11 protein-coding genes are annotated in these 19,613 nt (G+C 35.9%); 7 read left to right on the top strand and 4 right to left on the bottom strand.

The genetic code is table 11. The features are described from left to right. Positions 1–40 precede the first annotated feature (40 nt). Together K350_RS0108795 and K350_RS0108790 are read right to left on the bottom strand one after the other, a co-directional pair. Positions 41–1,399, bottom strand: coding sequence for an ammonium transporter (locus K350_RS0108795; protein ID WP_028979595.1), 1,359 nt, complete (start codon positions 1,397–1,399; stop codon positions 41–43). A gap of 47 nt (positions 1,400–1,446) precedes the next feature. Next, complete coding sequence (locus K350_RS0108790; RefSeq protein WP_028979594.1) at positions 1,447–1,785, bottom strand: P-II family nitrogen regulator; 339 nt, start codon at positions 1,783–1,785, stop codon at positions 1,447–1,449. 420 nt (positions 1,786–2,205) lie between these two features. Between K350_RS0108790 and K350_RS0108785 the strand changes: the two genes are divergently transcribed. The 7 genes from K350_RS0108785 (at position 2,206) to K350_RS0108755 (ending at position 15,606) form a co-directional block, all read left to right on the top strand. Then, positions 2,206–4,302, top strand: a complete 2,097-nt coding sequence (locus K350_RS0108785; RefSeq protein WP_037574833.1) for a BamA/TamA family outer membrane protein — start codon at positions 2,206–2,208, stop codon at positions 4,300–4,302. 378 nt (positions 4,303–4,680) lie between these two features. Beyond that, the gene (locus tag K350_RS28030; RefSeq protein WP_156026979.1) at positions 4,681–6,816 is read left to right on the top strand and encodes a hypothetical protein; all 2,136 of its coding nucleotides are present in this window, start codon (positions 4,681–4,683) and stop codon (positions 6,814–6,816) included. Between the two features lie 48 nt (positions 6,817–6,864). Next, complete coding sequence (locus tag K350_RS0108775; protein ID WP_051313041.1) at positions 6,865–8,667, top strand: hypothetical protein; 1,803 nt, start codon at positions 6,865–6,867, stop codon at positions 8,665–8,667. Positions 8,668–8,690: 23 nt separating this feature from the next. Next, positions 8,691–9,743, top strand: coding sequence for a hypothetical protein (locus K350_RS0108770; RefSeq protein ID WP_028979591.1), 1,053 nt, complete (start codon positions 8,691–8,693; stop codon positions 9,741–9,743). Between the two features lie 15 nt (positions 9,744–9,758). After that, positions 9,759–11,693 (top strand): hypothetical protein, encoded by a 1,935-nt coding sequence (locus K350_RS32715; protein ID WP_051312997.1) that lies wholly within the window; start codon positions 9,759–9,761, stop codon positions 11,691–11,693. Between the two features lie 139 nt (positions 11,694–11,832). Then, a complete protein-coding gene (locus tag K350_RS28020) occupies positions 11,833–14,160 on the top strand; it encodes a glycoside hydrolase family 3 N-terminal domain-containing protein (protein WP_051312996.1) in 2,328 nt (775 codons plus the stop codon). A gap of 84 nt (positions 14,161–14,244) precedes the next feature. Beyond that, on the top strand, positions 14,245–15,606 hold the full coding sequence (locus tag K350_RS0108755; RefSeq protein ID WP_028979590.1) for an NAD-dependent succinate-semialdehyde dehydrogenase: 1,362 nt from the start codon (positions 14,245–14,247) through the stop codon (positions 15,604–15,606). On the opposite strand, the gene K350_RS0108750 is transcribed toward K350_RS0108755, so the two are convergent. Beyond that, positions 15,599–16,372, bottom strand: a complete 774-nt coding sequence (locus K350_RS0108750) for a YdcF family protein (protein ID WP_028979589.1) — start codon at positions 16,370–16,372, stop codon at positions 15,599–15,601. The genes K350_RS0108755 and K350_RS0108750 overlap by 8 nt on opposite strands. Before the next feature lie 28 nt (positions 16,373–16,400). After that, positions 16,401–19,433 carry a M4 family metallopeptidase gene (locus K350_RS28015; RefSeq protein ID WP_051312994.1) on the bottom strand — a complete coding sequence of 1,011 codons (3,033 nt, stop codon included), beginning with the start codon at positions 19,431–19,433 and terminating at the stop codon, positions 16,401–16,403. Between the last annotated feature and the right edge of the window lie 180 nt (positions 19,434–19,613).

The raw sequence follows: 19,613 nt of genomic DNA, 5'->3' as shown, positions 1-19,613 counted from the left end.
TTTTAATGTATTTTGTGCTGACCAACTCTGAGACAAACACTTATTTTGCATTATCAATGTGATAGGCTCTCATTCCATGAATGCCAATGTCAAGTCCTTCCAACTCTTCTTTAGCCGTAACTCTAAGGCCTATCGTTTTATCTATAAGAATGAAAATAAGATAGGTTGAAGGAAAAACAAACAGCCCTGTCGAGGCAATGCCTATAACTTGACTGATAAGTTGCTTAGTTCCGTGAATTTCTGCCAGATCCCCCATGAATCCTACAGCAAGTGTTCCGAATGTTCCGCAGATAAGGTGAACTGAGATTGCTCCGACAGGGTCGTCAATCCTAAGTTTATCAAAGAGGAGGACAGCAAGGACAACTAATGCGCCTGAAGTAAGCCCGATGATAATAGCTTCTGATGGATTCATTTTATCAGCTCCGGCAGTTATTGCAACGAGTCCTCCAAGTATTCCATTTAGGACCATGCTATGGTCAATAGTTTTGGTTGTGATGAAAGAAGTAGTGAGAGCTCCGATTGCTCCAGCTGATGCAGAAAGGCAGGTAGTCACAAGCACAAGAGAGACCAGTTTAGGGTTTGCTGATAAAACAGAACCTCCGTTAAATCCAAACCAGCCAAACCATAATAGAAACACTCCAATGGTAGCTAATGGCATACTATGCCCTGGAAGTGGGATAATTCTGTTGTCTATGTATTTGCCAATCCTTGGTCCTAATACAATAACACCAGCAAGAGCAGACCATCCCCCTACAGAATGGACAACAGTGGATCCTGCAAAATCATAAAATTGAATATCCATTTTTTGTAAAAAGCCTCCGCCCCAAGCCCAGAAGCCAATTATTGGATAGATGATTCCTACTAGTAAAAATGAGAAAAGTATAAAACTCCATATTTTAATGCGTTCAGCTACTGCCCCTGATACTATAGTTGTAGCTGTAGCGGCAAACATAGCTTGGAAGAGAAAAAATGACCAGAATGTGTAGTTGCTTGCCCCTAAGTAGGAGCTATCTTCCGGTGCTGCAATTCCAAACCCTGAAAAGCCTATGAAATTACCTTCAAAATGGCTACCAGGATACATTAAGTTATAGCCCCAAAGACCGAATATCAGGATCCCCATGGCAGGAATTATAGTATTTTTGAATAAAATGTTGGTGGTATTTTTGGACCTTGAAAGTCCGGATTCAAGTGTTGCAAACCCCAGGTGCATAATGAACATCAGAGCAGTGGCTACCATCATCCACAAGTTGTTGGAAAGTAAAGCATTTCCGGCAATTTCAGCTTTTAGACTATTAATAATTTCTGCATTTATAAAAAGGGAATCATTAGAAGCCGCAATAAAATTTGAAGTTGAATCAATAGCTTCAGTTGTAGAAGTATCGAGTAATGGCTGGTTCATTTGGACAGTGGAAATGTTATTTACTAAGGTTTGATTATGGTTAAAGATTAGAGTGCTGTAATATCTCGCTCCCCCGATCTTATTCTGATTGCTTGTTCAATAGGTGAAATGAAAATTTTCCCATCTCCAATTTCTCCTGTTCTTGCACTACATAAAATAGCATTGATTATTTCATCCACCGATTCATTTGATGCGACAATAGTTATTTTCGTTCTGGCAATTGAACCAAGATCATATTCCTGCCCTCTGTAAATTGTTTTTTCACTTTTTTGATTGCCAACACCTTTAACATCCTGAAATGTGAAAAAATCAATACCTATTTTATGTAGTGCATCTTTCACAGGATAAAAGTGTGATGATCTGATTATCGCTTCAATTTTTTTCATATACCTCTGATTTATATATATTATCAGTTGCTTACTCTGATAAATTTTTAATCCTTTGAATCTTAAATTAATTATATAATTATGATCTGTTTATTAAGTTAAAAAATAACGATAATTTTCATAATTAATATATAATTTTTGATTTATGTCTTAAATCAAAGACTCAAATAAACTAAAAAATTAAGTATAATAAAATTTTATTAAGTAAAATGAAGGTCAATTTAATATTTTTGATTTTTTTATTTTTAGTATTTATATAATAAAAAGTAAATTTTTGTTGCACAAGGTGAGCCTTTAATAATGGCTGTAATGGGAAAAATTCAGTTATCAGATTGGATGGATTGGATTAAAATTTGTAAAACTTAAAACAATAAGCATTACAAATGTTTTATAAAATAACTTCGTTGAAAGTGTTTTTAGATGAAATTCCCCGTTTTTTTAAAATTTACTCTCCTTGTACAGGTGTTAATGTTTTTTGCTCTGCAAACATTTGCGCAGGTCGAAAAAGCGGATTCTCTGTCATTTTTAAACAGGGATACTTTATTTAAAAAACTTTCAATTAAAGAACTCTTTATTTCCAGAAAAGATACTTTTTTTTTAAAAAATGATACGTTAATTGTGGTTAAGGATTTGGTAATCAGAGAAAAGGATACGCTAGTTCAATTTCTTAAACCTATTCTGAAAGATGGAAAAATTGAATTTATTGAGAGTAAGGAAATTTTACCTAAAATAGATACAGTTATTGTTCATCAGGATACTATCCGTACAAAAAATGAACAAGTGCTTAAGGATATCCAGCAATTCTCACAAAAAAAGAATTTTTTTTCCCAGCTAATCAAAAACTTCCTTGTTTTTGAAGATAATGACGTCAATCAGGCAAAACCTGAGTCCAAGGAAAAAAGTGATGAAAGATATGCAAGCTATGAAAACAAGATCATCAGAAAAATAGACATTCGTGTACTAGGTGTATTCGGGCCATCAGTGGATAATCCAGACAAAAAACCAAAGGGGGTTCTTGAAAAAAGTGGAAATGCACTGCATATTAAGAGTCAGAAGTGGATGGTAAAAAGACGATTGCTTTTTAGCAGAGGAGACAAGGTAAATTCTCTTACACTTAGTGAAACGGAAAGGTTATTAAGGGCGACAAGTTATGCATATGATGCAAAGGTGGTAATTGTTGATTATGAAGGGAAAGACAGTGTGGATATTATTGTGCTGGTGCAGGATGTATGGAATATTTCCGTAGGAGGTGGTTTTGATCAGAAAACAGGTTCAAAAGGCTTTTTTATTCAGGATGCCAATTTTGCAGGACTAGGTCAACAGTTGCTTACTGATTTTACTTTTAACAACAGATATCCCAAAGGCATGAATTTTTATGGGAACTACAATGTCAATACATTTCAAAAGGGACTAATCAATGCGAGTTTTTCTTACCGCTATGCATTTGGACTAAACAGCTTTATTTCTGGGATTAATCGAGAGTTTCAGACACCAGAGATAAAATGGTTGGGTGGAGTTAACTATTCTATTTTGGAGCTTTGGCCTTATAATCTTCGATTTGATAGTTTTACTGTTGATCAAAAGATAAAGCTTAAAATGGGAGATGTTTGGGCCGGATATGCATTTCCTTTTCTTGAAAACACTAAAAATGGAGAGGGGAGCAGATTGATTTTTGCCGTGAGGGCAGTCAGGTATATATATGAAAACATACCTGAAAAAAAAGCAGGTAAATATTTTACTTACTATTCTTCCGAAAATGCTTTTGCTGGTTTGACTTATATCAATAGACGCTTTTATAAGGACAGGTATATCTTTAGGCTAGGAAGAACGGAAGATATACCAATTGGTAAAATGCTGGGAGTTACAACTGGTGTTAAGAAACGTGACGGTCCGCTCCTGCCTTATGGAGGAATAAATTTTACAATTGCCGAATTTGTGAAAAAGATCGGATATGTTTCTGTTACAGGTGGATATGGGTCATTTTGGCGAAATGGTAAAATGGAGGAAGGGGTTTATTATGGAAGGTTATTGCATTTCACTCCCTTAATCAACATAAAAAACTGGAAGTACAGAAATTACATAAGTTTCAGATATACAAAAGGCTTAAATCAGCTTGATGGATACTATGTAAATATCAACCGGGAAAATGGATTGAGAGGCTTTATTTCTGAGGGAGTGGTTGGAACTAAGAAATTTGTAATTAATATAGAATCCAATTTCTACCCTCCATTAAATTTGCTTGGATTCAAAATGGCATTTGTCCTCTTTGCAGACTTTGCATGGATAGGACAAAATGAAAATTTATTAACCAGGTCAAATTATTATTCAGGTTTTGGTCTGGGACTAAGGTTTAGAAATGAACACCTTGTATTCAGTATGGTCCAGGTAATGGTTGGTTATTATCCTGATGCAGTCAAGCTTAATAAAACTCCACTTCAGTTTTATGAGCGATCAAGATTTTTTTATAACTTTTTAGATTTCAACTATTCTCGTCCAGGGCAGGAGCCCTATTTATAAATTTCATCCGAAGGGATTTTTATTAATTCAGAATTAAAACCTGCTAGTATATAATTTTTTTATTATAAAGTAGGATTTAAATGTAATTAATAGAAAAAAAACTCTTTCTTATTTGAAATTAAAAATATAATATTGCAACCTGTAAATAGGCATGTCTTTGCTAAGCAAAAGTCGAATTGATTTAAGCTATTATTTCGACAAAAAAAATTAGCATTTACGCTTATCTTTTTTTAGGCTTTTTTAATCGAGGGGATTTGGCTGAAAGAGCTTTCACTATACAATACAACGAACTTAAATAAAAGTTCATACGGATTTGATGTATTTAATTTACTTAATACAAAATAAGAATTTAGTTCACTTAAATAAATTGTTTATCGTTTGAAAACGCGTACTAAACTAATCATCTTTTTATTGGCAAGTTTCCCCGGGTTTTTTGCCTTTGCGGGAGATCCACCATCTGAAAAGGAAAAGAGCTCAGCGCCACTGCTTCTCAGAAAATTGCCTGTTAAAAAATTACTGGGACTTAAATCAACTGCTTCAAATGCGGAAACTCCTGCCGGAGGTTACAAGAGGTGGTCTGGTTTAAAATATTCCGGATATGTGAGATCCTTTACACAGTATCGTGTAATGCCTACCCATTATACTAGCAATCCTGCATTATCTGAAAGATCATTGGTTTTCAATGGTGTTGAGGCTTATAACGGATCGCTTCAGGGTTATCAGGAACCATTGTTTTTATTAAGACTTGAAGGTAATCCTACCGCTAGAACATTCTTCAAAGTAGAATATGCGATGGATAACCAACTGACTGGAATTATAAAAGATGACGGTGGGGTTATTGAAGGAACAAATACTGCATATAACAGAAGGATTTCTACATATAGAATACTCCAGTTTGAAGGAAGCGCAAATACTGGTATTGGAGATTTTAAATTAATAGCTGGAGGTGGTGTTCTTTGGCATAGAGTGAGTCCATTTACATTCTGGAATTATGAGTACCGCGATGATCTTTTCGAGCGCTACCCATGGGAACCGGAAGGTGCCTCTTTCAACCGTTATAACCAGTTTTACGCAACTCAAAATATAGCAAGGGATGCTCGTTGGGGAAATACAGCTACCCAAGGTTTTATATTAGAAGCTAAAAACCTTCCTTTAGGATTTGGCGGAAATATAGTTTATGGTAAAACAGATAATAGTGGAGGTTTTACAGCTGTAAAAACCAGAAGCCCAAGAAACCTTGTTGCAGGAAGAATAGATAAAGGATTTGGAATGAACAAATTCGGACTTAACTATTTTAATCAATTTGGTTTTCTTGACGTGCAAGAGCTTTTCAGAATCAGGCAACAAATTGTAACTATTGATGGAAGATTAAACCTTAACAATGTTAAGATTTATTTTGAAGGTGGGGTCGGCCGTTTCCAAGACTTTATAGCACAAAGAAATCAGGAAGGTGTTATTTTGAATAATTATTCTAAAAGTAACATACTAGCGCCTAAAGATCCGATTAATGTAGAAAAAGGTAAAAATTACGGAGTTGATTATAACTGGGCTCCAGCAGTAATGTCACAAATTGATGTGACCAAGGAAGCATTTAATTTTCCGGTTAACCTGATGATGTATTTCATTGATAAGTCAGTAACCAACATCAATAGCCAGGTTATGAATACTGCGAATCCTCATGCTTTGGGATCTGCAGAAAATATTGGAGCTATCTATGATATTACTACATATTATGGTGGTGTAACTGATATTCAGCAAATGGCCAATAACAGATGGGGCGGGTATTTGAAGCATGAAGATACTTATGGCAAATTGAAAGTTAATATTGGGACAGGTTTCGCACAGGAGATTGAAAACCTTTATGACTCTGTAAGCTTCCAGCATAGAGCCAATTCATTTACAAGATCTAGATTTGCATTTTTTACAAGAAATAATGGTCCTTATGGAAACATAATGAACATCTATAGAAGATCATTTGAAGTCTTGGCAATCACTGATACAGTTAAAGATTATAAAAAAGGTTTTAATAGCATTGACCTTAATTTGAAATATAAACTTTCCCTTTTTGGAAGAGAATTGATTCTTGCTAACTACAATAACTATAGCTCAGTTCAGCCAGGGTTTTCTGCAATCCCAAAATTCTCTGATAAAGCTTTCTTACGCTATTTCTATGAAGAATTCATGGCATTTTATGCATTGAGACCCAAACTTACTTTAATTGGGTTTGTCGCATATGAAAAGGCATTGGGAAATAACAGAACTCAACTTGCAGATGCAAATGGTGAAAAAATAGTTAAAGCAGATGCAGCAAAAGTGGATAGACCAATCGCAAGCCCTAATGGAAAACCAATAGACCAAAGAGGATATGGATATGGACTTGGCTTTGATTATGATTTTTCTGGAAGAGCAGGGCTGTATGTAAGACACAGATGGTTTAATCATAAAGATGTAAACTTTACCAAAGACAAGTTTAACGGACAAGAAACCACTGTTGAATTAAAAATTTTCTTTTAATAATTATTACAAAATTTAAGACTGATTTAAATGATAACTTATAATATAATGAGCAAGAAATTTTTACTTGGTTTAGTAATTTTTATTGCTGTCTGTCTGCACAATGCAAATGCTCAGACAGTTTATTTCAATGGATTGGGTAGAGCTCTTGTTACTACTGATCAATTGAAAGGTAATGCACTAACAATTAATGAAGGAGGAGTGACAAGACCAGATACTCTTTCAGGTAGAAGAGGTACTGGAGGATATACAATTTTTGACCTGGGAGTAAATGCACAACCTAATGAAAATCTTAGAGCAAGTGCGATACTAAGGATAAGAAATGATTTTGGAGGTTTCTATGGAAACGGTAGCTCTGTATTCTTCAGACAGCTTCGTCTTGATGGGGTAATAGCAAAAATCGTAAAATATGAAATAGGCGATATTGATTTAGGATTAACACCTTACACTCTTTATAACTTTGATGAATCATACCATGATTATGAGGCAGATGTATTTGCAATCAGAAGAAGTATTGTGAATTATGAGAACTTCAATTTTGGAAACAAATGGAGACTTCAAGGTGCTCATGCGAATGCTAATTTCAGATTTACAAAAGGAATAGAAAAAATCGGTGTAAGGGTTTTTGCTGCAAGAGCTGGTAGAAAAGATATCCTTGATTTGGTAAACCCAGACAGAGTTAATTGGGGAGGTAGAGTAGATTTAGTACAAAGTAAATTTTTCCATATAGGTGGTAACTTCATCCAAATGGTTGATCTGGCTGGTACTGTCCCAGTTAATCAATTCGAATTTGATAATAAAGTTGGGACAGTTGATTTCAAACTTGGATATGATAATGATCAAATTGGAGCATTTGCATACGGTGAAGCTGGATTTTCAAAATATTCATTTTTCAGAGCTCAGAATGACACTACAGTATCAAAAAATGGAAATTTTTACGATGTGGGAGTATCTGCAGAATATAAGCCTTTGAAAGTTAAGTTATTTGTATCTTACAGAAATGTAAGCGATAATTTTAGCAGCCCAGGAGCACAAACAAGAAGAATATTTGATTATGGAAATCCTGTAGCACCAACCCCATTTGCTCCGGAATTATTCCCAACAATTAAAGGCGGAGTAATAAGACAGGTTGGGTTACTTGATAGAATATCAGACGAAGATGTTAGAAACCTAAATATCATGCCGGTGTTAATGGCATACAGACCAGAATATAACAATATAACTCCTTATGGAACAGCAACACCTAATAGAAAAGGTATTTCATTCGGAGCTTCTGTAGGTGAAATGGAAAAGGTAGTAAAAGGTGATGTAAAGGTGGATTTATTATCAGAAGTTGTAGGTGAAGGTTCTACAGATACAAGAAAATTTACTGGTGTTAGAGGAGGATTATTCTTTAACGTTAACAAGTTGGTTAACTGGGAAAGAGCTTTAGGTCTTAACTTCGGTTTCAGATATGAGCATACAAAAAGAGATGGCGGAAATCAGATTGATCTGAAAAGTACGTTAATAGATGCAGGTATCAATGTAGAAGTTGTTAAAAGTTTTGATTTAATCGCTGGATATAAAATGTTGACTGCTAAAGGCAATGAATTTTTACTTGCTAGAAACGAGTTTAATGAAGTTGTGAACCCTGTTCAGGGATATAGTGACGTAGATCAGGCTAATACCATTCTTAGTCAGGGCTTTAACCAAGGTCTATTGGCTGCAGGTATCAGATACAGATTTACTAAAAATACTTACTTTACAGGCCAGGCAGTATTTTATAACAACAAGAGCAAATTGCAAACATCTTTAGGCGATTTTGATTACAAAATCAATCAGATTTTCTTAAATTATACAATGGTATTCTAAAACTTAAGACCATTTATTTCATTATGAAAAGATTTAAAAAAATTGCATTGTTGGGAATTACAGCTTTGACTGTAATATCTTCAATTAGCTGTAAGCGTGATAAGCATCCTGAGAATATGATAGGACCTGAGTATAAAAATGCAGATCCGGGTTTTTATGTTGTCAATAACGAATTTGCAGGAACACCATCAAGTCTGGTAGATTTCACTAAGAATCAAGTAGTATTTAATGCTCAGTTTTCTCAAGAGGTAACTTATTTTCTAACTCTTACAAGTAACCACGGAGCAGCCGTAACTTATACTGGTAAAGCTGCAGATTTAAGTAAAGTTATATGGGATGGGATACATAATGGCCTTTATTTTTTCTCAGCAAATGATAGTGTGTTTGCTGAGTTAAGTTTTCTAGGGTCAAATATTAGGTTAAGAGATACCTTGACTATTAAAACTCCTAAATCTTATGGTAAGCTTGTCGAAGATTTTGAAAAAGTAACCACAACTGGACATTTAAAAATGCCTGCAGGATGGTATAAATTTGGTGGTGAGGCAGGCTCAACAGTAGTTAATGAGGAAAAATACTACCTTGGAACTGTTGCATATTCTCCTCAAAATTCTAAGACAATTAAACCTCCTTCCGGAAATCAGTATTTCAAGATAAATGCAACAGATGCGAATGTTGATTTTTACGTTGACGGTGCTGGTTTTATTCAGACTTTAAAATTAGCTTCTACAAATCCTGATAGTGTTTATTTCAATATGTTTGTTTATGGAACTGGGAATATTTCTGATAAAGGGTCTATAAAAATTCAGGAGGATGACAATGGAAAAGGTGGTGTAGAGTCGGCAAGCGAAGATGAGTTGTTTTATGACTTTAAAATTAACTGGACAGGTTGGAAGTTATTGTCTATTAAATACAGTGACTTTTCATTCACAACAACAATTCCTGGAAACAGAATTAAAGAGCCTCATAAAGCGGGTAAAATGGGATTTGTACTGCTTTCAGATCCAAGTGGAGCTAAAACAAATCTGATATTTGACTATCCAATCTTTACCTACGGTAAACCTTTACCTCAAAATTAATAAGGACATTAACAAATGAAGAAATTCTTTAAATATTCAATAAAGGTACTTTTCTTACCCGTCATTTTCAGTGGCTGTGTAAGCCTTGAAAAAGCTACTTTAGATGACAGTAGTCAACTTGCTGTTGCTGAAGATCCGGAATTCGGTGTTCCGGTTCTGAAATTCAATAAGGGAGTTGTTGAAGGTTTTTCAAATGAAATATACAGCTGGTGGGTAGCTAACGATCAACTTGCTCTGGCCAAAAAAGGTGATACCTTAAAAATCCAAATGAAAAATGTTGGACCGAAATGGGAGTGTTTTGGTAGTGCCATTACAATGCTTGATTTTACCGAAGCATCTGTTCTTAAGCTTAGAATGCGTTCGGAAGGTGCAACAGCTCCTAATGTTAGTATCAGATTTCGTGATGCTAATGGTTATATGGCAGATATGATTGCCAATAACAAAGTGCCGAAAAACGGCCCTTATCAGGATTTCTACTACAATTTTACAGGCAAATGGAAACAGGCTTGGCCAGAATCTAAAGATGTAGATCCTAAAATTATCAATGAAGTATTATTCTTTATCAATGGTGGAGGCTCTCCTTATACCGGAACACTTTATATTGATGAAATAAAAGCGATACCTCTTTCAGAATTACCTGCTGCAGGTCCGGCGGCTGTTGGTGGAATCATTGATGATTTCTCTGAGCCAATTGATTCTTGGTGGGCTGCTGATAAAATTAACCTGATGACTGAAGGTGAAGAACTTGCTATTACTGCAACAGGAGCAGGACCAGGATATGAGTGTTTTGGTAGAGCATTTACAATTAAAGATTTTAATAAGGCAGATATTGTAAGAGTTAGAGCCAAAGCCATCGGAGATAGTGAGCCTATTCTTAGAGGTGATGTTAAAGATGCTGATGGTAGAGTTACCAATGCCAGTGTAGTTTCTCACAAAATTGCTTTGAATGAATACAGAGATTATTTCTATGATTACAATGGGAAATTCTCTCAGGTATATCCAGACAATCAAACTGTGAATCCTGCTCAAATTAAGGATATCTTGTTCTTCATTAACCCGGGAGGACCAGCTTTTGAAGGAAAGATCTATGTCGATGAAATCGAAGTAATCACCAGACAAAAGTATAATGAACTAACAGGTCAGGGAAAAGTTGAGGAGAAAAAAGAGGAATCATCATCATCTTCTTCTAATACAACAACTCCAGCTTCAACGGAAACTGCGATAGCAAAAGATACTCCTGCTCAACCTGTTGCTGAAGCACCAGCAGTCAAAGAAACTGCTAAGCCAAAAGAAGCTCCTAAAGCTGCAACTTCTACACCAGAAAAGAAAGCAGTAGTTGCAGAAAAGAAGGCTGCAGTAGAAACCAAACCTGTTGCAGAGAAAAAGGCAGAAGAGCCTGCAGTTATTGAAGCTACTGTGAAAGCAAAAGAAGAAGAAGTTGTGGCTGCTTCTACTCCTGTAAATTCCAAAATTGTTAATCTTGATAATTTCAAGGATGGCATTGTAAAGTGGTATGGTGGAAGTGATAAAGTGAAACTTTCAAAAGCAGGTGAAGATCTAAAAGTAGAATTGAATGGAGTTGGTCCAATGTATGAAACATTCGGAAGAGGCTTTTTATCAACTGACTTTACAGCAACACCTGTTGTTAAAGTAAGAGTTAAAGCTGATAAAGCTGGGCAAATAAGACTTGATGTGAAAGATATTGATGGGTACTCCACAAATCTTAAGCCTGTAGTGCAGACAGTTGCTGCCGGAGCTGATTTCGTAGATTTGTATTTCGATTTTACTGGTAAGTTCGAACAGTCTTTCCCGACAAAACAGAAAGTAAATCCTGCTAAGATAGTTCAAATTTTATTTTATATTAATCCTGGAGGAAAGGCCTATACTGGAAGTCTTGTGATTGACGAAATAAAAATGATGACTGCAGAAGATGCAAAGGCAAAGAAATAATTTAGCCTGAACCATTTTAACTCTGCCATTATTTTTCGGATTTAAATAAAAATATAATTAGCTTTGAAGCTGTTTCCGTAAGGGAACAGCTTTTTCTTTTTATTAAACTTATCTTAAAAAGCATCATTTAAAACATTTTATGGAGAAACGTTTATTTTCATTGAAAACCCTGATCGGTTCAATGATATTTTTAGCCACCTTGCTAGGCCCCGCTTATGGGCAGAAAAAAGGATCTAAAACTCCTGCGGCTTCTGCACCTGTTGTATTGACAGATGCTGAAGTGGAAGCCAAAGTTCAGGAACTGTTGGGTAAAATGAGTATTGAGGAAAAGGTTGGCCAGATGACTCAGGTGAACCTTAACGTTGTCCTTAAAGGCGGTTACGGTAACATGGATGGAACTATTGATCCTGAAGCTTTGAGAAAAGCTGTAGTGGATTATAAAGTTGGTTCTATTCTTAATGCAATTAACCATGCTTACTCTGTTGAAACATGGCATCAGATTATTACAGCTATCCAGGATGTTGCTACAAAGCAAACTGCTAATAAAATCCCAGTGCTTTATGGTATCGACGCAATCCATGGTGTGACTTTCACTTCAAAGTCAACTTTATTCCCTCAGAATATTGGTATTGGAGCAACTCGTAACATTGAACTATCCAAACTTGCAGGAGAAATCACTGCTAAAGAAACAAGAGCATCTGGTATCAGATGGAATTTTGCTCCTGTTTTAGACGTAGGTAGACAGCCGCTTTGGCCTAGATTCCCTGAGACTTATGGTGAAGATGTTTACTTAGTAAGTCAAATGGGTGTTGCTTCTATCTTAGGTATGGAAGGTGACGGGAACCTTAATAGAATTGACAGAGTGGCTTCATGTATGAAGCACTATATCGGTTATTCATTGCCACTATCAGGTAAAGACAGAACTCCTGCTTATATTCCTGAAAGAGTTTTAAGAGAATATTTCCTTCCTCCCTTCAGAGCTGCTGTAAATGCTGGTTCTAGCACTATCATGATCAACTCAAGTGAAATCAATGGTGTTCCCGTGCATGGAAGCAAATATTTATTGACTGATGTGTTAAGAAAAGAGCTTGGCTTTAAAGGTCTTGCTGTTTCTGACTGGGAAGATATTATCAGACTTCATACTAAGCACAAAGTTGCCCAGACTCCGAAAGAAGCTGTTAAGCTTGCAGTAAACGCTGGTATTGATATGAGTATGGTTCCTCACGATTATACATTCTACGAATACCTTGTAGAACTTGTAAAAGAGGGTTCTGTTTCTCAGGCAAGAATTAACGAAGCTGTAGGAAGAATTTTAACTCTGAAATTCAGAACCGGACTTTTCATCAATGCATATCCTGAAAAAGATGCTATGAAGAATTTTGGTTTGGCTGAATATAAAACTGCTGCATTAGAAGCTGCGAGAGAATCTGTAACTCTTTTGAAAAACAAAGAAAACATTCTTCCTCTTGCTAAAGGAAAAAAAATATTAGTTACTGGTCCTGCAGCTAAATCAATTACTGCCCTTAATGGTTCATGGTCATATACTTGGCAAGGAAATGAATCTAAATATTATCCAGATACTACCGCATACATCTTTAATGCTATAAAAGCAAAGAATACTGGTGGAACAACTCTATATGCTAAAGGATCTGAGTTTGATAAAGAAGCAGATGCTAAAAAAGCTGTAGAACTTGCAAAATCTGTTGATTACGTTGTTGTATGTATCGGTGAAGATGCTTATGCAGAATCTCCTGGAGTTATTGACGAACTTGATCTACCTGAAGCGCAACAAAAATTAGTAGCTTCTCTTTATGAAGCTGGTAAACCAGTAATAATCGTTCTTGTAGAAGGAAGACCTAGAATTATCAGAAAAATTGAAGATGGAGCTAAAGGTATCATTGATGCTTATATCCCAGGAAGTCAAGGACACAATGCAATTGCTGAAGTTCTTTTTGGTGATGTAAACCCTAGTGGTAAACTCCCATTCTCTTACCCAAGATTTAGTGGAGATATTATTCATTATGACCATAAATACAGCGATAAGGTTACTGAACTTGCTCCTGGTCAAATGGGAGAAGGTGGATATAAACCTCAATGGCCATTCGGTTTTGGTTTGAGCTATACTAAATTTGAATATTCAAACCTTAAAGTAAGTTCACCTACACTTAAAGGAAACGGATCAATTAAAGTAACTGTAGATGTGAAAAATGCAGGTTCTAAAGCTGGTAAAGAAGCTGTAGAACTTTATACTAGAGACCATTTTGCTACAATTACTCCTTCTTGGATGAGATTAAGAAAATTCAAAAAGATTTCTTTGGCTCCAGGGCAAACTCAAACTGTAGAGTTTGAACTTAATAAGAGTGACCTTGCATTTATCGGCATGGATGAAAAAACTTTCGTAACAGAGCCAGGTGCATTTGATGTAATCGTTGGCGAACAAAAGGCTTCATTCAACTACGAAGACTAATCAAAAATTAAAAAAAATAAAAAAGGGCTTTCCGAAAGGAACAGCCCTTTTTTATTTTAGTTATTCAATAATTAATTTTCAATCATGGGAAAAATAAAATCTGTAAACCCCTTTTCAGGACAATTATTGAAAGAATATGAATCTTATTCTGATGATAAAATAAATGAGGTTTTGGCTTTTTCTGAAAAAGCTTTTAAAGTGTGGAAAGGCTATTCTTTTGAAAAAAGAAGTTCTCTGTTCAATAAAATAGCTGGGAAGCTCAGGGAAAAAAAGGGATATCTCTCTGCTCTTATGACTTCTGAAATGGGTAAACCGATAAAGGAAGCAGAAGCAGAGGTGGAGAAGTGTGCATGGGTTTGTGAGTACTATGCTGAAAATGCAGAATTTTTCCTTAAAGATGATTTGATAATTTCTGATGCTTCTGAAAGTTATGTTGAGTTTGATCCATTAGGATGTATTCTCGCAATCATGCCATGGAATTTTCCCTTTTGGCAGGTATTCAGATTTGCTGCTCCGACAATTATGGCGGGAAATACAGGTATCCTGAAACATGCTTCCAATGTACCTCAATGTGCATTGGCGATACAAGATTTATTTGAAGAAGCCGGTTTTCCCAAAGGTGTTTTTCAATCTGTATTAATATCTGGAGAAGATACTGACAGGCTTATTGCTCACAAAACGATTAAAGCCGTGACACTTACAGGTAGTGAACAGGCTGGAATGAAAGTCGCAGCATCTGCTGGTGCGAATCTTAAAAAAACTGTCCTTGAGCTTGGAGGAAGTGATCCCTTTATTGTTCTGAAAGACGCCAATATTGAAGAGGCAGCTATGTGGGCAGTGAAGGCAAGAATGATAAATAATGGCCAAAGTTGTATCGCCGCTAAACGATTTATTGTGATGGATTCAATTAAAAATCAATTTGTTGAGGTGATGGCAAAGGCAATCAGTGTCTTAAAACTTGGAGACCCATTGCTTCCAGAGGTTCAGGTTGGACCTCTCGCAAGAAAGGACCTCGCCGAAAGTCTTCATGCTCAGGTTCAAAAAAGTATTGCTTTGGGAGCTTCTGTGGTAGTTGGAGGAATACCTCCAAAAGGTGCTGTTTTTACCCCAACAATACTTGATAATGTTAAACCAGGCATGCCAGCTTTTGATGAAGAGCTTTTTGGACCAGTAGCTGCCATTATAAGTGTTCATCATGAACAGGAAGCTATTAATATGGCAAATCAAAGCAAGTATGGACTCGGAGCTTCTATCTGGACAGGAGATTTTGAAAAAGGTAAAGTTTTAGCGCGACATATAGAATCAGGTTCTGTATTTATCAATGGTATGGTAAAATCGGATCCAAGACTTCCATTTGGTGGAGTTAAACTTTCCGGATACGGAAGGGAGCTTGCTGCATTTGGGATCAGAGAGTTTGTAAATATTAAATCTGTTTGGGTTAAGTAGGAATACTATAACCCATTATTCTATATACCCAATATCCTAAAATTTCATGGATTAGCAGGCTCCATTTTGAGAGCGCCCTTTCCGAAGGTATGATCAAATAATCTGGGGTAAATTTACCATCTGTAGAATAAAAGTCAGTTGGATATTCTGTAACTTCAATACCTGCTTTTTTAAAACATCCATTTGCTCTCTTCATATGAAATGCTGAAGTAACAAGTAGGAAAGGGCCTTTTAAATTCAGTGAGTCAATTATTTTTTTGGTAAACAATGCATTCTCCATGGTATTTCGGGATTCAGTCTCAATAATCATTGCATTTGATGGAATTGCTGCATTTAAAAATGTTTTTTTCAGACTTTCAGCTTCAGGAATTTGCTCTCCAACCACTACTGCTGCACCTCCTGAAATAATGATAGATTTTATTTTATGTTCCCTGTAAAGTTGAAGTGTATGAAGAAGTCGATCAGCTCCTTTATTGTAATAGATACGATCTTTGGGAGACTTGTTAGACTCTGTTATTCCTGTCAGTACGACTGCTGTATAGCCTGATTGCAGATCAGCTATTGGGACAGGAGCTTCTTCCCAATATAAAAGGGCTTTATTAACAATAAATTCGTTGGAGAAAAAAAGAAGCAATAATGTCGCAGAAATGACAGCTGCTTTTTTTCTTCTGACATCTCTGGTAAATATGGAATAAATAAGAATGCCAATGATCCAGACCATTGGCATTACTAAGTAGAATAATATTTTGGATAGTATAAAGAACATCCGAATCCGGAGTTATGATAATTTTAATCTATAACTTAAGCAACTTAGATGTGAATATACCATCTTTTGAAATGATTTTAATGATGTAAGTTCCAGCTTTGAGCTCAGGCATTGTAAGTTGGTGCTGAGTGAAACCATTCAGGTTCAGTGTTTCCTGATAGACATTTTGCCCTAAACTATTTATCAGTATAATTTCCGTTGAACCGATAATATTAAAATCAATTGTTATGATATTATCAAACGGATTGGGATATATTCTAAAATTTTCAGACTTTGTTTGTGGTTCATTGCCCAGGACGCGGTCCCCATTTGCATAGTAATTAAAATATTTTCCGGTTATGGTTGGGTCATAGAAGCCATCGATCGGAGTAATTTTATCTACATCCATATTTACATATGCAAAAACTGTATCTTGTATTCTTGCTCCCATGGTGGTAAAACCAATTTTAGTGTCGGACTTATTAAAGCTTGGAAAGCATAACATCCCATTATTGCCATTCAGAATAAAATTACTTTCGGATGTTTCAAGATTAGTAGAGACCATATCTACGTAGCCGACATATTCATCTATTATCTCATATGCGATGATATAAGGCGAGTTTTTGGAAAATGTAGGATTACCAATACTAATGTCCTGTGGAAGGTCAGCATAGAGTTTGGTTACGGTTCCGTCAGAAAAATCATTTTCAGCATTGTCCCATACTTTTATAAAATTAACGTCCCAGAATACTACACTATCCTTGTCTCCTTTGATTAGGTTGTAACAATCATACATAATTCTTTCTCCAAAATGATCCCATTCCAGGGCATCAGCATATTTAGGACCGTTAGATCTTATTTCTATCGAATCAGGAGTGAAGGTCGGGTTGTATAAAATAAAACGTACCCATGGAGATGTTCCTGAAGTTTTTCTTACATAAATTGAAGAATCTTCATCATCAGTTACGGCAGCTATTTTTGTTCCGTCTTTTGAAACGGATACATTATTCCACTTTCTGGAATTATCAAAAATTATCTCAGAATTGCCAGTTGTATAGATCTGCTTGATAACACCATCCGGTGTGACAAAATACATGACACTTCCGTTGTCGGAGATACTTGGTTTTCTTCCTACTTTGCTAGATGTTATCAAATTTTTTTGAGAAGTGGCAGTCTTTATGGTTTCAAGTCTGTAATTGTCTTTTAGTGTTTTAGTCACAAGTAGAAACTCATCTCCTGGATTTTCAGGAAGGTTTTCTTCAATTTTAGTTGCTTGTCCTTCAAGAATTCCTACCTGGTCAAAAGCAGATTTGGCTTGAGTAACCTCATTTGAATTTTCTCCATAAAGTTCAGTAGCTGCACTAACCACAGATATTCTCAGATCAATAAAGCGAGAAGAGGCAAATAGGTATTTAGTCATGGCCAGGTAATAAACTTTTTCAGCTTTTTCTTTGGTGACCTGAGTAGCAAATAAATAAAATGCCTTGTTTGGAATACCGCTATTAGTATGCACACCTCCATTATCACTTGAAGTAATCACAAATTCATCCATATGGGCGGGCTGCCAGCAATAATCAGATTTGGAAGAGCCACCATTATGAGGATTTGAAATATCTCTTAATGCTCCTGAAGGAAACAAAGTGAAATTCTTTGTAATAGCTTCTCCGATTTTCCAATCATCACGATCTACTAATGAACCGAAGATATCAGCCAGAGATTCGTTGATTGCACCTGTTTGTCCGGAATATTTGAGATTGCAGCTATTCTGAATTACTCCATGTGTCATTTCATGTGCAGCTACGTCCAGTGCCCCTGCCAAAGGTTTGAAATAAGAACCTCCATTTCCATATGCCATTAGTTTACCATTCCAGTAAGCATTTTCCATAGATTTTCCACCATCAGTTACATTTATTACAGAGATAATATTTCCTCCCTGACCATTCAATGAGTTTCTGTTATGGGTGTTTTTGTAATAGTCATAGCAAACTTTAGCATTGCTGTGAGCTGATACAGCTGTTGGAGTCCAGGAAGAAGCAGTAGAAGATGTTATCTGCGCAATGCTGGTAAGATCGGTATTTTCAGCATTCATTGTCCAAATTGCCCCCACAGGTTGTTCCGGTAAAACTGATTTGGCACTGAACATTGGGGTAGAAGTATCAATCAGGTAAAAGGTAGTGCCGTCCTGATAGCTGGTCACAGTCTGGTTTACCCCATTTAAATCGGGTGCCGTACCTGTCGCATGCACTGCAGTACATGTATGATTTTCTTTAAAGATTATTTTCCCCGTAATAGCACTTACATAATAGTGATAATGGTCGATTAGATTGGGTCTTATACTAATTTCCCATGCCAACTCATAAAGTTTAATCATTTCGGATCTCGGTACAATTACAAGAGTTGCTTCAGGACCTTTATATTCAAGGACCTGTTGTTCTTTCGCTGATAGAGTCCTTACAGATAATGTTTTTTTTAGGTCATTGACTGCAGTTTCGATTACCTGTTTTGCACTTATAGATGGTGTTGTGCTCAAGTTTGCATCTACATTTTCAATTTGTCCATGAAAAGTATGGTTGCCATCTTCGCTTAGGTGAATTATACCATCACCTCCCAAAACTGGAATCCCGCCAACCTTTTGAGTAAAACGGATGTGTCTTAAATCTCCTTCTATGGTATCTTGAATTTCAAATTCATTGGCACTGTTGCGAAGTTTTAAAACAGGTTTAATTTCATTAAGAAAATTAGCAGCTTCTTTTTTGCAAAGCTCAGGGGCATTTAAGGAGAGCTTTCTAGTATTTTTGGTATTTGATGATTTTCGCTTTATAAAGTAAGGAGTTTTTTTTTCTTGATCTAAAGAGATCAAAAAGGTTGTGTTTCCTTGACTTGCAGGAACAGCATTGAGAAGATAGGGAAGAGCATTCCTGTTTAGTCTACCATCGATCGTTATGTCTGAAGCTTTTCTGACAGATGTGTGTGTGTGTGGATTTCTTTTTTTTGCAGAAAATAAGTCAGGTTTGATATTTTGAGCTATCGCTCCTTTCAAAACCAGTAGAGAGAGTGAAATAAAAAAGGTTATTTTTTTCATCTTTTAATAAAGTATTGAGGTATTTGGATGATCGAACGATTGAAATCGACGTTTTTTTATTAAAGCAGTTTCATTTTGAATATACTTTCCACAACTTTGAAGAAAAATTTTTTTAAAGGTCGAAAGTTACATTAATTTTGAGCCCTGATTTTTAATCAAAGGTAAAAAAGCTTATGCCCC

It is taken from the genome of Sporocytophaga myxococcoides DSM 11118 (assembly GCF_000426725.1).
GTDB classification, from domain to species: domain Bacteria; phylum Bacteroidota; class Bacteroidia; order Cytophagales; family Cytophagaceae; genus Sporocytophaga; species Sporocytophaga myxococcoides.
Note: the sequence above shows the minus strand (reverse complement) of the source record. Positions and strands in the feature narration are given on the sequence as shown.

What these genes read in the sequence shown, in the direction of transcription:
- K350_RS28020 (WP_051312996.1), top strand. Translation starts at nt 11,833, where the DNA reads ATGGAGAAACGTTTATTTTCATTGAAAACCCTGATCGGTTCAATGATA.
- K350_RS0108775 (WP_051313041.1), top strand. Translation starts at nt 6,865, where the DNA reads ATGAGCAAGAAATTTTTACTTGGTTTAGTAATTTTTATTGCTGTCTGT.
- K350_RS0108795 (WP_028979595.1), bottom strand. Translation starts at nt 1,399, where the DNA reads ATGAACCAGCCATTACTCGATACTTCTACAACTGAAGCTATTGATTCA.
- K350_RS0108770 (WP_028979591.1), top strand. Translation starts at nt 8,691, where the DNA reads ATGAAAAGATTTAAAAAAATTGCATTGTTGGGAATTACAGCTTTGACT.
- K350_RS0108785 (WP_037574833.1), top strand. Translation starts at nt 2,206, where the DNA reads ATGAAATTCCCCGTTTTTTTAAAATTTACTCTCCTTGTACAGGTGTTA.
- K350_RS28015 (WP_051312994.1), bottom strand. Translation starts at nt 19,433, where the DNA reads ATGAAAAAAATAACCTTTTTTATTTCACTCTCTCTACTGGTTTTGAAA.
- K350_RS0108755 (WP_028979590.1), top strand. Translation starts at nt 14,245, where the DNA reads ATGGGAAAAATAAAATCTGTAAACCCCTTTTCAGGACAATTATTGAAA.
- K350_RS32715 (WP_051312997.1), top strand. Translation starts at nt 9,759, where the DNA reads ATGAAGAAATTCTTTAAATATTCAATAAAGGTACTTTTCTTACCCGTC.
- K350_RS0108750 (WP_028979589.1), bottom strand. Translation starts at nt 16,372, where the DNA reads ATGTTCTTTATACTATCCAAAATATTATTCTACTTAGTAATGCCAATG.
- K350_RS0108790 (WP_028979594.1), bottom strand. Translation starts at nt 1,785, where the DNA reads ATGAAAAAAATTGAAGCGATAATCAGATCATCACACTTTTATCCTGTG.